Genomic DNA, 13181 nt, shown 5'->3' with positions numbered 1-13181 from the left:
TTAGAAAATGATTAGGTGTTTTTAATTGACTTATCAGAAATAAACGTTTAGTATACGATTTAATCGTTAGAAAATATATCGGAGGAGGAGTCACAAATGAATAACTTTATGAACATGTACATGTGCGATTGTTGTAAACCGGCGGCTTCTCCTCTGGTTATTTAATCGCGTCGTGATACATACGATTAATCTGAGAAGAGCTGCTGACCTATAGTGATGGGATCAGCGGCTTTTTTGTTTGGAGGAGAGAATATACATCACATCATAATACTTAGGAAGTGAAATGAATAATGGATTTAGATGAGTCAAAAAAGATTACTAAATTTGAGACGTTCGCGCTAGCCGTTGCCGCTGTTGCCCCAACTGGTTCAATCGCGTTTAACGCCGTGCCAGCAGTTCCATTCGCTGGAATTAACGTACCAATTGCATTCTTACTTGGTGCGATTGGATTATTATTTGTTGGAATTAGTTTCGCCGAATTATCAAAACATATCTCAGATGTTGGTTCAGTATATGCATACAACCAACAAGCTTTAGGTGAACGACTAGGATTAGTCAGTGGGTGGACTTTGACGTTTGCCTACGTAAACTTGGCCGTCTCATGTATGGCTGCCAATGCTAACTTTGCCCACGTATTCTTCGCACAGTTAGGATTTAACTTTAACGATACGATTATTGCTTATGTATTATTGATTGCTGCCGCATTAGTTCTTACTTTTGGTTTGAAACTTACCAGTAAATCAGCAATTGCGATCGAATTCTTAGCGATTGCAATCTTAGTCGTATTGACCATCATTATCTTTGCCAAGGGTGGTCGTGATGGAATCAGTGCCCAACCATTCGTCCCAACTCACAGTAGTGTATCTGGAATTGGTCAAGGAATGGTATTTGCCATCCTATCATTCTGTGGTTTTGAAGGTGTTACCACTGTAGCTGTTAGAACAAAGAATCCAAAACGTTCAGTGCCATTATCTATTATTGTTACAATTATTTTTGCTGGAATTTTCTTTGTTATCGTAAGTTACATGCAAGTTATCGGATTTGGTATCAACCACGTCTCAGACTTCGCACATTCTTCATCACCATTGAATGACCTTTCATTGATGTACATGGGTCGCCCAATGGCACTTATCATGGACTTTGCCATCCTAATCAGTAGTTTTGGTTCAGTTCTTGGTATCATGAATGCCGGTGCATACATGATCTATGCAATGGGTGTTAAGAAGTACCTACCAAAATACTTCGGTGAATTTAACGAAAAACTAAACAGTCCAACTCGTGCGATTTGGTTACTAACTATAATCATGGCTGTGGCATACCTAATCTTCGGTGTTCCTTATGGTCCTGAAGTAATCTATGCAAACTCATCAACACTTGGTGTGTTAAGTATGTTGACCGTATATGCTTTGGCCTGTGTCGGAACCATTCTATACTTCCACAAGCACAGAGATACCATCAAGCGTTCATTTATTAAACATATCTTGATTCCAATTCTAGGAATCTTAGTGTTAGTTTACCCAATGTGGACTAACCTATACCCAATCCCAGATTTCCCTGGAAATCTATATCCATACGCAGTAATTCTATGGATCATTATCGGATTGGTAGTATATGCAATTAAGAAGAGAAGAAAACAAGACTAAGCAAAAAGACGCCACTTATGTGGCGTCTTTTTATTTAAATAAATTATATCTTGATAATATTTATTAATTATTTTATTATTTAACCATAATTAGTTTTTCATAAAAAGGAGGGGATGAATATCGATAATTTTGTTAAAGGTAAGGCAGTTGTTGTATTTGATCCTCCTTTTTATCGATTGATTATCGAAAATACTTTTGATGATAATTATGAAGTTGCAAAGATAACTTTAGGAACTTCTGAGCCATCTGCATATTCGATAAACAATCTTATAAATAAGAAGTGGTCAAGATTTAGGTTTTATCAAAAAACTGCTGACGAAGTCGATATTTCCGAAAAAAGAATCAATCCTAAGAGGCTACAAAGAATTAGTAGAAAAGAAGTTTCTAAAGGAATTGGTACTAAGGCTCAACAAGCTTTAAAAGAACAAAGCCAATTAGAAAAGAAGACAAGTAAAAAGAAAAAAAGTGAATATAACAGAGAAAAGAAATTAATGAACTTCAAGATGAAGCAACATAAAAAGATGGAAAAACATAAAGGTCATTAATTATATTCAGAAAAAAGACGCCACTTATGTGGCGTCTTTTTTATCTGAGATGGAATTTATCGATGATGTATACAAATAAATTGACTATCTGAGTATAGATTCCGATGACAATAAGTCCAATTACTGTATTGCTGACAATAGAAATATAGCCCATCCATATAATGATTATTATTCCTATCAAAATAAGGAAAATGGTTATAATTTTAACAGAGGTCCTTGCATTAGGATCTTTAAGAATGGACTTTTTGTTTTCTGGTGACTCTAAACCAGTTTTTTTCATAAATTGGTTATTAGCGGCTTGAACAAGTGCGATTCCAATGAAAAAGACCAACGCAGTGGCATTATTCATCACCGCTAACAGTGTAATCGCAAGGCTACCAAGTGCAGAAATTCCATACTTTAATTCCAAGTAATTACTTTGGACTTTATCCTTTTGTAGATATTCTTTTAGTCCTGAATCCTCGTTTAAAAGGGAATCTAGTGAAATTTGATAGAGATCACTAATTTTCACTAGGCTCTTGATGTCAGGGTAGCTGTTTTCATTTTCCCAACTTGATATGGTTTTTCGAGAAACGTGTAAGTGTTTTGCGACATCTTCTTGAGTCATATTTTTGATTTTGCGTTGTTCTTTGATACGTTCACCAAATTTCATTATGTATCGTCTCTTTTCTCTTAAGATAATGACTTTATTTTATATAAAAAATGCTATTTTTGGTAGCCAAGTTTCTTGGACATGTTGATATATCAACGTTTTAAAAGAAAAATATTTTTATGCAAAATATATCGACTATTAAATACAACAATGGGATAATGGGACGTGAATAAAGGGGGAGGTGTTTTTCATGACTGACAATTTAGAACATCGAATGTTTTTAGGCAGAGTCGTTACAAGTGACGATTTCTCGACCGACAAATCATTGGTTCAAGTTGGTGGTATTTGGTATCGTTATGATTTATCCGATAATTCTACCTATGATGATCAAGCGAAATACTCGGTCGTGAATAACACAGGTAATACTCTTCATTTACAAAAAATTAAGTGAGGTATTTGTTATGCCATTTGGAGTTAAAGTCATTCGTCAAAATAACGAAGGATTAGTTGAAACATTAGGAAAGTACAGCCACACTTTAAGTTCTGGTTTGCACTTCTACATTCCATTAATTCAACGCGTTAGAACCGTTAGTCTAGCAATGCAACCTAAGCTACTACCAAAGTATTCATTGATTACTAAGGATAACGCTGAAGTATTAGGTAGTGTCAGTTTGAACTACCACGTGACTGAACCCGTTAAGTACCAATACGAAAATACCGATTCAGTAATGTCCATGGTCCAATTAGTCCGTGGTCACTTAAGAGATATCATCGGTCGTATGGATTTAAACGAAGTGTTGGGTTCTACTAAGGAAATTAATAAAGAACTAGCCGATGCAATTGGTGATTTAACCGACATCTATGGAATTAACGTTGATCGTATTAACATCGATGAATTAACTCCAAGTAAGGCCATTCAAGAAGCCATGAACACTCAACTTACTGCTGACCGTGAACGCCAAGCTGAAATTTCACGTGCTGAAGGGGATGCCAAGTCTGTTGAACTACGCACTAAGGCACAAAACGAAGCATTAGTTGCGACTGCTGAAGCTAACGCTCAAGCTACCAAGACTAAGGCTGATGCTGAAAAGTACAGAATCGACAAGATTCAAGAAGCTTTGCAAGGTGCCGATGACAAGTACTTCAATGCTCAAAGCATCGAAGCATTTAGTAATCTAGCCAACTCAGACACCAACATGGTGGTTGTACCAAATGATGGTGCAGACTCATATGGTCAAATGACTACTTTTGCAAAACTACTAAAGCAAAACGGCGAAAAGAAAGAAACTAAAGAATAACGAAAAAGGAATCGGTAATTAGCCGGTTCCTTTTTATTTACTAGTATTTGAATAAAATTGTATTCATACCAACTGTATCTGAGTGGAATGTTGTTGCAGGTGCTACGTAGTGAGCCCATTTATTTAGAATGGTGTCACGGTGTAGTTTGTCAACAGTTAGGTATTGTTCTAATGCTGTATATGCGGAAGCCTGCAAGTTAAGACGTCCTTTTCCGTTGTTATTAAATACTAGGAAAGGAACTCCATCGAAAGTACCTTGGTATGAGAAATTAGCAGCACTAGGATAGTTAACAATGACTTCACCATAACCACTTAGTTTGGCGTTGTAAGACTTGCCATTTGGACGAACGTGATCGAACTTTTTAAATAGTTCTTCTGATCGAACCTTAGCACGTTTGGCCAAATCCTTAGTGGTCTTTAGAGCATGTAGTTTATGTTGACGACGTACTTTGTTGATGTCTTTTAAGACATAGGCTGTCATCTTAGAATTTACAGTCTTTAAATCAATATATTTTACGGTAATTGATGATGGTAACTTATCGTAATCGACATTTTGATATAGGTAGTAAGGCATGTAATTTCTTATCTTTTTGACGTAACCGTTCCAAATTGGATCTAAAGTATCTGAATCCATGTTATAGGCAGAAACGGCATTCCCAGTTGATGTCATTACTTTGTCGTCAGCAAGTTTTTGCCCCTTGGTGTTGACGTAATGAATAGTAACAGTCTTTTGTGGTTGAGCTGGTGCATCTTCCGTGTATGTAAATGAATTGTCAGATGTATCGTCGGCCTTAGCTGTTACATTCAGAATGAAAATGATGCTTAAAGCAGACATTACTAAAACTAAAAATTTCTTCAAAATATTACCCCCTTGTAATTAATGTCAATTATATCTAAAAAGATAACTTAACATTGTACTTATTAAGTAAAGTTAATAACTTTTGATATATTTGTTCAAAAAAGACCTGACGTACGTCAGGTCTTTTATTTATCTTTTCTAATACCGTTTTTCTTTTTGTGTCGATCGTCACCGTATCCCCAAATACAAAGGGTTCCAAAGAAGACAAGAAATACCATTGCGAAGTCATGGAAGGAATAGCTCTTTGAAGCAACCATTAAGAAGATGGTTAAGATATCAATTAGTAGTGGTAGAATTCCACCAACCCAAAAGTGCTTTGTGTCGGTTAGTACGTACACTTCTAGTAGGTAAAGTGCAGCAAGGACTAGTAGAAAAATAATGAATCCCATTTCATTGTCACATCCGTTCATAATTAATGTATTACTTAGACATGATATATCAAATTAAAAAAGAACTCAATTTGAAGAGGTGTTTAACACTATCGGTTTCCTGCGTCGAAACGGTTGAATTTTACAATAGACAATAAAAAAGGCCTGACAAACGTCAGGTCTGCTTTATTTGTTACGGAAATAGTAGATGAAAATGAAGATTTCCAAAGCGGCAATGAATATGATTAAGGGTAATATTATATGATATCTTGCTAATTCAATGGTTGCTATAAGTAATGCAGCTAATATGAATTTTAAATATTTATTCAATCTAAATGTATCAGATATTTGTGATCTTTCCAGATTAATGGACTTAATAAATTTATTGAATGATAAAAGAATTAATACAAAGAGCACGTACATTAAAAAGATGGTCGCATTTTTGTATGTTGATGATATGGCATTTACTGAATTTAAAAAGTATAGTAACAAAGCAAACATAGTAAAAGAAGCAATGGAGCACCTTAAACCTAATAGTTTTTTACTTAGGTCATTTTTTTCAATGAATTCCTTCATCCCACTATCTTCCTTTAGCATCGTATCCAATGAAATATCATACATATCACTTAATGAAATTAGGCTCTTAATGTCAGGGTAGCTCTTTTCATTTTCCCAACTGGAGATGGTTTGACGAGACACATTTAATTTTTCCGCTACTTCGTCTTGGGTTAATTTTTTGATTTTTCGTTGTTGCTTTAAACGATCACCAAATTGCATTTTTATCGCTTCCTTTTCAAATATTGATTGTGATAATTATATAAAAGTTTGTCAAAAATAGTTAGCTAAGTTTCTTTGCAACATTGATATAGCAACAAAAAAAGCATCCATTCAGGATGCTTTTTTCTATTTATGAATTACTTTCTTGCAGACTTTAATCATCGATTTAATTTGTTTTTCAGTATCCCAGTTGTCTGAAGGGAATTTGAATTCAACAATAGTGGATATTAACAATTGTCCACTGATGGTTCTGAATAATTCTTCAGCAGAGACATCGTCGTCAACACTGTCATCTTGTTTCATTAACTCGTTAGCCTTGTCGATGATAAAGGATAATTTTGGTAACATGATTTCTTCAAGTTGATCCTTTAACTCTTCATCAAACAATAATTGACTAATCATGATACTAATCATTTGATGGTTTTCTTCGATAAAGTGAAAACGATCAGTGATGATGTATTCTATCATTTCATCGATTTTGAAGGTGTGCTTACCAACTGATTCAACGAATTGTTGACTAAAACTTGGTGCCAAGGTGTTAATGATAGGGGTGATAATGGTGTCTAGTAATTCTTTTTTATTTTTAAAGTGTTTAAATACAGTGGCTTCACTTAAATCGCAATCTTTGGCGATGGATGAAGTCGAAGTTGATTGATATCCATTTTGTGAGAATAGCTTGATAGCAGACTTTAATACTTTACGCTTGCCGTTTGGCATCTTGCTATTTTCAAGCCAATCATTAAAACTGGTGTAATTAGATTGTTCCATTGATTATACCTTTCTGTAACGCTTCAATCCGATAATGTTTACGGAAGTTAAAACGACAATGAATAATATGATTACTATCAAGTCTATACCAATCCCAGTGAATGTAAAGCCTCTCATCATGACATTGCTAATTGCCTCTGATGCGTACTTGATTGGGAAGATAAATGATAATACCTTTGCCCAAGTATCAAGAGAATCTAGCGGAATTAGTCCTGAGAAGAAGATTTGTGGAATTACCACTAGTGGGATGAATTGCATTAGTTGGAATTCTGATTTAACGAAAGTTGATAGAAGTAGACCAGCTGCAATTGCGACTAGTGATAGTAGGAATGTGGTTAATAGGATTAGCCAAATAGATCCGACTACTTCGATGTTTAATACCTTGATGGTAAATAATACGATTAGCACTGTTTGGAATACAGCCATTAAACCGTAGCTTAGTGAGTATCCAAAGATGATTTCTGATTTCTTAACTGGAGTAGCTAATAGACGGTCCAATGTACCTGAAGTTCTTTCCTTTAGAAGTGCCATTCCTGAAGTTAGGAATACGAAGAAAAAGACGAAGAATGCCATTAAAGTAGGCATCATCTTATCAAAGAAGTTAGTCTTGCTGCTACCGTACTTGTATTCATTGGATAGGTGAATCTTAGGTTGAGTTTGTTTTACTGGTGAAACTTTAGCTAGTGCGGAGGACATGTTCTTGATGCTTGATTGAGTCAATGCAGATGATAACGCAGCTTTTGTCATGCTAGTCTTTGAAGCATCAATGTTAGCGTGAACCATCTTGTAATCATTGTTCTTGTAAACGATAAAGGAATCGATGTGATCATCATGCAATGCGTTTTCAGCATCTTTTTCAGACTTGTATTCTTTAATATTGACGTTCTTAACCTTAGTAAGGTTAGTTTCAACTTGTTGGGAGACATTCACAGTACCGATGTTGATGTCTGTATTGTTGTATGACTTAAAAACATATGACATCAATGCCATCACAATGATAGGTACGATAAAAATCATTGCTAGTGTTTTCTTATCACGGAAAATTTCTTTTAATATACGACTTGAGATTGATAGTGTCTTCATTACATATCACCTTCGGCTTTCATAAATACATTTTCAATGCTATCTACATCATATTGTTGTTTTAGGTTGCTTGGTGTGTCGTCTGCAATGATGTTTCCATCAATTAGTAAAGCAACACGATCGGTTAGTTCAGCTTCATCCATAACGTGAGTTGTCACTAGAATGGAGCAACCATTGTCCCTTAGCTTACCTAGTTCAGCCCAGATGTTTTTTCTAAGGGCGGGGTCAATTCCAACTGTTGGTTCATCTAGAATTAGTAGTTGGGGATTACCTAGCAAAGCGATTGCTAGTGACAATCTTCGTTTCATACCACCAGAGAAGTTATCGACCTTTTTATCTAATTGATCTTTTAAATCAACGATTTGAGATACACGGTCAATTTCACTTGCTAAATCTTCCTTCTTAACTTCACGCATCTTGGCAAAGAAGGTTAGGTTTTCTCTTGCTGATAGTGAACTGTATAGTGAATCTGATTGAGCCATGTATCCCATCTTATTTAGAATCTTACGGTTAGGCATGTGAATGCCAAACACTTCAGAGTCACCGCTGTCAGCTTTTTCCATTCCTAAGGTTAATTTGATAATGGTAGATTTTCCAGCTCCTGAGGGTCCGATTAGACCTACAATTTGTCCATAATCGACTTCAAATGAAACGTCGTTTAATACGATTTGTTGGCCGTATTTTTTCTTTAAATTGTTAATTGAGATGATTTTTTCTGTCATAATAATACCTCCTAATAATTAGGTGAGTGAGTACTAACTTACTTAACGAAAAATATTCTATATCAGGTAATTTAAAAAAGCAAATACTTTTTTGAAAATTTTTTTATTATGATATGATTTACTTAGTAACGAAAGGGAGTTCACGATGAAAAAAGATCAATTATTGCAATTGTTTATCGAACACAAAGATGAATGGGTGTCAGGTAACCAACTAGCAAACGAAATGAACATTAGTCGTACCATGATTTGGAAACTGATTAATCAACTAAAAGAACAAGGTCACCAAATCGACAGCAAGACTAATCAAGGCTATAAATACATAGGAAACGACGAACTAAATCCACAACTAATCGAATCTGACTTAGATAATGATTACGAAATTATCTTTAAGAAGGAAATTACTTCTACTAATTCATACGCCAAACAAATCAATGATCAAAATCCAGATGGCAAACATCGTTTGGTAATCGCTGAAAAGCAAACGCAAGGACACGGCAGAAGGGGTAGAAGTTTCTATTCTCCTGCCCATAGTGGAATCTACATGAGCATGGTAGTGCCATTCCATGATGCTAAACATTTAAACCCAGGGTTATTAACTACCATGACAGCAGTGGTGGTTGCCAAGGCATTAAAAAAGAGCTATCCAGAAGAAGACTTCTTGGTTAAATGGATTAATGATATCTATGTAAACAACAAGAAGGTCGTTGGAATCCTAACTGAATTAGTGATGGATGCTGAATTAATGCAACCTTCCGCAATCGTTGTCGGTGTTGGAATTAGTCTATCTGCCAAAGAAATTCCCGAAGAAATGAAGGATAAGGTTGGTTGGATCAGCGACAAGGAAATCGATAAGAACAAGCTAGTTGCCGACATCGTTAATGGCTTTGATGAAGAGTTCCCACACTATTTAGAAGCTAACTTCATAGAAGACTACCAAAAGATGTCATTCTTAAATGGTAAACAGGTCAGTGTTGATACTACCAAGGAAACAATTGATGGAACTGTCACTGGAATTGATAAAGAAGGTCACTTGTTGTTAGATGTTGATGGAAAATCAACAACAATTAATAATGGAGAAGTCGTAAAAGTGAATTTTTAAAAGACACCTTGTTCAAGGTGTCTTTTATATTTTAGGAATAACCGAATTATCTATTACTGAATTTTATATAATTATATAATTATGTATTTTTCATCAATTTATTGTTAAATACTAAAAATATGGTGCTATATTATAAAAGCATTTTTTAAATTAGGGGTGGAAATATGTATAAAAAATTTAAGAAATATTTATTTATAATGCTAGCTTTATTACTTACTATGTCAGATGCAGGGATCATTAAAGCACAAGCTTCAAATTCTTGGTCAACAAGAGAAATTATGAAGCAAAAAGAACAAAGTCGTATTAAATACAGAAAAACTATGGATAAAAAAGTCGCTATTTTTTCTAAACAAAATAGTGATAGGTCAATTTATAGTACACTTTCAAATGTTGAAAATGATATAAGTGGTGCTTTTAAAAATACATATAATTTTTATGAACAAAATTATGTGATTAATCAACAAAATAGACTTAATGAATTCAACAATTTACTTAATAAAATAAATAATTATGATGTTAACGATATTAGTTATGATAACGTTAATAACATTTATGAAACATCTACAAAATTTTGGGGTTATTTACCAGATAGCGAATATGAAAATGTGAAAAAATATTTTCCAGTTAAGGACTTCTCTTTTACTGATGCCTTCCGACCATTTATAGATGGACTAAAAGATAATACGGTTAAGGCTAAATATGTTTATGGAAAATATGTAGTGTATAGTAAAGAGAACATAATTAACTTTAATAAAATGAATGTTCAGATGGGAAGAGATGGTTACAAAGGAGTCTTTCAAGACGATAAAGATCAAATATTATATGGAGGTATACCAATCATAACCTCTGCTAATTTGAGTTACGTAAATAGATTGTTTTCTAATTATGAAACAGAATCAACAAAGTCAGCTGTCGAATTTTCTAAATTAGCTAAAAAATCAAGCAATAAATCAATTGATGCATTAAAAACGTACTTTGCAGTTGAAGATGTAATTGATGATTTGAATTATTTCGAAAATCACTCCGGTAATATATTAGAGTATAGTAATGGTAAATGGATTCCAGGGACTTATCATGGATATGATAAAGTTCCAAATAAATCTATTGATAATGATAAAATTATTCTTCACAAATTAGACACTACTTTAAAATATATGAGCATACACCGCCACAAAAAAGAAGCAAAGAAACATGCAAATAAAGTAGACACAAAGAAGTCTAATAAAAAGCTATCAAATAAGGCAAAAAAGAAGTATGTAAAGAAGAATACGCGCAAGAAAAAAGCATCAAAGAAAGTTAGTAAAAAGCATGCGAAAAAAGTTGCCAAAAAGAAAATCAATAAGAAGGCATTAAACAAAATCAAAAAGAAGAGTGCTAACAAAAAAGTATTCTCGAAGACTTTACGTAAGAAAAAAGCATCAAAGAAAGTTAGTAAAAAGAAACATTCAAGAAAGCACGTTGCTAAAAAGTCTCGCTCAAAGAAACACATAACCAAAAAATCTCATGCAAAGAAACAAACTCATAAAAAGCATAAAAAGTAATTTTTAAAAGACACCTTGTTCAAGGTGTCTTTTTTTTCACCAATTCAAGACATTGTTGAAATATGTATGATTATCTTTAAAAAAATTTAATACTTTTAAACACTATACTATCAACGTTTCTTACGTGTATATACACACGGTGTCTAATATTTAGTGTTATTTTATTCATCTATTTTTTAAGATTAGTGATATATTAAGCGTAGATTATAAACTTATAATCTAATCTGGTTTGCAATATGTGTCTTGTCTGTTGTTTTTGCTGAAATACGGGTGACCGTATTCTTGGCTTTTTGTATCAATAAAGATGATTTTTTGATTAGAATTTTTCATTTTAACCGAAATGATCACCTGATTGTATAGTACATATATGATGCATCTATACAGTTTTTAGATTTACTGTTTCACGATGATGACAACGTCATTACCGAAATTTTTAAATTGAAAACGAATCCTGAATAAGGATATCAAGGGGGATTTTATTATGAAAAAGAACTTTAAAAAGGCCGTACTAGCTCTAGTACCTGCCGCAACTCTATTTTTCTCAACTGGTGTAAGCGCATTTGCTGCTACTGAATCAACACCAGCATCAGCACAACCTTCATCAGATTCAAGCAAGGGTAGTTCAGAAGGTAGCTCAAACAGTTCATCTACAACTGGTTCAACTACTACAACAAGTACTTCAACCACACCAGCCTCATCATCAGATTCCAACAAGAGTTCAGATGCTAAATCATCAGATACAACTGCATCAAAATCAGATGATAAATCTGCTTCAACAGACGCAAATAAGGATGCATCTACATCAACAGATGCAAAGAAGGATGCAACCACAACATCAACAGATGCAAATAAGGATGCAGCCACAACATCAACAGATGCAAAGAAGGATGCAACCACAACATCAACAGATGCAAAGAAAGACGCAACCACAACATCAACAGATGCAAAGAAAGACGCAACCACAACATCAACAGATGCAAAGAAAGATGCAACTACAACATCAGCAGATGCAAAGAAGGATGCAACCACAACATCAACAGATGCAAAGAAGGATGCAACCACAACATCAACAGATGCAAAGAAAGACGCAACTACAACATCAACAGATGCAAAGAAGGATGCAGCTACAACAACAGACGCAAAGAAAGAAGCAACCACAACATCAACAGACACTAAGAAAGAAGCAACTAAGTCAGAAGCTAAACCAGAAGCTAAACCAGAAGCTAAACCAGAAGCAACCAAGACTGCTACAACTACTGAAACTACAAAACCAGAAGCTAAACCAGAAGCAAAGAAAGCTGCCAAAAAACATGTAGCTAAAAAATCATCAAAGAAAGCTTCAAAGAAGGTTGTAAAGAAGACAACTAAGAAAGAAGCTAAAAAGGCTGCTAAGAAAGCTGCTGCTAAGAAGGCCGCAGAAAAGAAAGCTGCCAAAAAATCAACTAAGAAACATGTAAAGAAAGCAACTAAGAAGCATGTAAAGAAGACTTCACATAAGAAGGCTGCTGCTAAGAAACATGCAAAGAAGCATTCAAAGAAAGCTTCAAAGAAGCACGCAAAGAAAGTAACTAAGAAACATGCTAAGAAGGCTTCACACAAAAAGGCTGCTCACAAAGAATAGTCAAAATAAAAAAGGATCTGACCTGAACCCCTAAAATTGGAGGATGGTTATGCAATTTTCTGGGAGGAATTGTTCCGGTATTCAACCGGTGACATTCCTCCCAGTTTTTGTTTTATACGATAATTGTTGTAATAGGATATATATTCCTTAACCGCTTGGTTAAGGGAATTATAATCTTTAAAATTATTATTATGAACAGTGCCGACCTTTAATTGATTAAAGAAGCTTTCTATGCATGCATTGTCTAAACAAGTAGCTTTTCTAC

General features: G+C 34.3%; 15 protein-coding genes. 7 read left to right on the top strand and 8 right to left on the bottom strand.

The window, feature by feature from the left end; genetic code table 11:
• Positions 1-290 precede the first annotated feature (290 nt).
• Positions 291-1643, top strand: coding sequence for an APC family permease (locus ACOMA7_RS06455; protein WP_421392763.1), 1353 nt, complete (start codon positions 291-293; stop codon positions 1641-1643).
• Between the two features lie 113 nt (positions 1644-1756).
• Positions 1757-2188, top strand: coding sequence for a YjdF family protein (locus ACOMA7_RS06450; RefSeq protein ID WP_414827273.1), 432 nt, complete (start codon positions 1757-1759; stop codon positions 2186-2188).
• 40 nt (positions 2189-2228) lie between these two features.
• Here ACOMA7_RS06450 and ACOMA7_RS06445 read toward each other — a convergent pair whose 3' ends face one another.
• On the bottom strand, positions 2229-2840 hold the full coding sequence (locus tag ACOMA7_RS06445; RefSeq protein WP_421392760.1) for a helix-turn-helix domain-containing protein: 612 nt from the start codon (positions 2838-2840) through the stop codon (positions 2229-2231).
• A gap of 190 nt (positions 2841-3030) precedes the next feature.
• Between ACOMA7_RS06445 and ACOMA7_RS06440 the strand changes: the two genes are divergently transcribed.
• Positions 3031-3231 (top strand): hypothetical protein, encoded by a 201-nt coding sequence (locus ACOMA7_RS06440; RefSeq protein WP_053791378.1) that lies wholly within the window; start codon positions 3031-3033, stop codon positions 3229-3231.
• A gap of 10 nt (positions 3232-3241) precedes the next feature.
• Positions 3242-4078: an SPFH domain-containing protein gene (locus ACOMA7_RS06435; RefSeq protein ID WP_054607829.1), complete on the top strand. Its 837-nt coding sequence runs from the start codon at positions 3242-3244 to the stop codon at positions 4076-4078.
• A gap of 40 nt (positions 4079-4118) precedes the next feature.
• Here ACOMA7_RS06435 and ACOMA7_RS06430 read toward each other — a convergent pair whose 3' ends face one another.
• The 6 genes from ACOMA7_RS06430 to ACOMA7_RS06405 all read right to left on the bottom strand — a co-directional run bounded on the left by ACOMA7_RS06430 (position 4119) and on the right by ACOMA7_RS06405 (position 8655).
• Positions 4119-4937, bottom strand: coding sequence for a CAP domain-containing protein (locus ACOMA7_RS06430; RefSeq protein WP_054607805.1), 819 nt, complete (start codon positions 4935-4937; stop codon positions 4119-4121).
• Positions 4938-5062: 125 nt separating this feature from the next.
• On the bottom strand, positions 5063-5326 hold the full coding sequence (locus tag ACOMA7_RS06425; protein ID WP_054607806.1) for a hypothetical protein: 264 nt from the start codon (positions 5324-5326) through the stop codon (positions 5063-5065).
• A gap of 165 nt (positions 5327-5491) precedes the next feature.
• On the bottom strand, positions 5492-6082 hold the full coding sequence (locus tag ACOMA7_RS06420) for a helix-turn-helix domain-containing protein (protein WP_421392755.1): 591 nt from the start codon (positions 6080-6082) through the stop codon (positions 5492-5494).
• Between the two features lie 126 nt (positions 6083-6208).
• Positions 6209-6850, bottom strand: a complete 642-nt coding sequence (locus ACOMA7_RS06415; protein ID WP_421392752.1) for a TetR/AcrR family transcriptional regulator — start codon at positions 6848-6850, stop codon at positions 6209-6211.
• A gap of 3 nt (positions 6851-6853) precedes the next feature.
• Positions 6854-7933 carry an ABC transporter permease gene (locus tag ACOMA7_RS06410; RefSeq protein WP_421392749.1) on the bottom strand — a complete coding sequence of 360 codons (1080 nt, stop codon included), beginning with the start codon at positions 7931-7933 and terminating at the stop codon, positions 6854-6856.
• Complete coding sequence (locus ACOMA7_RS06405) at positions 7933-8655, bottom strand: ABC transporter ATP-binding protein (protein WP_140967875.1); 723 nt, start codon at positions 8653-8655, stop codon at positions 7933-7935. The genes ACOMA7_RS06410 and ACOMA7_RS06405 overlap by 1 nt, the downstream gene beginning before the upstream one ends.
• Before the next feature lie 145 nt (positions 8656-8800).
• On the opposite strand from ACOMA7_RS06405, the gene ACOMA7_RS06400 reads away from it, so the two are divergent.
• The 3 genes from ACOMA7_RS06400 (at position 8801) to ACOMA7_RS06390 (ending at position 12916) form a co-directional block, all read left to right on the top strand.
• Complete coding sequence (locus ACOMA7_RS06400; protein WP_140967876.1) at positions 8801-9754, top strand: biotin--[acetyl-CoA-carboxylase] ligase; 954 nt, start codon at positions 8801-8803, stop codon at positions 9752-9754.
• A gap of 164 nt (positions 9755-9918) precedes the next feature.
• Complete coding sequence (locus ACOMA7_RS06395; RefSeq protein WP_421392745.1) at positions 9919-11295, top strand: hypothetical protein; 1377 nt, start codon at positions 9919-9921, stop codon at positions 11293-11295.
• Between the two features lie 481 nt (positions 11296-11776).
• The gene (locus tag ACOMA7_RS06390) at positions 11777-12916 is read left to right on the top strand and encodes a hypothetical protein (protein ID WP_421392743.1); all 1140 of its coding nucleotides are present in this window, start codon (positions 11777-11779) and stop codon (positions 12914-12916) included.
• 47 nt (positions 12917-12963) lie between these two features.
• Here ACOMA7_RS06390 and ACOMA7_RS06385 read toward each other — a convergent pair.
• Positions 12964-13181 (bottom strand): IS3 family transposase (locus ACOMA7_RS06385; RefSeq protein WP_421392740.1); only part of this gene is annotated, 218 nt, incomplete at its 5' end.

Source organism: Apilactobacillus intestinapis (assembly GCF_049166695.1).
In the GTDB taxonomy this organism is placed as follows: domain Bacteria; phylum Bacillota; class Bacilli; order Lactobacillales; family Lactobacillaceae; genus Apilactobacillus; species Apilactobacillus kunkeei_C.
Note: the sequence above shows the minus strand (reverse complement) of the source record. Positions and strands in the feature narration are given on the sequence as shown.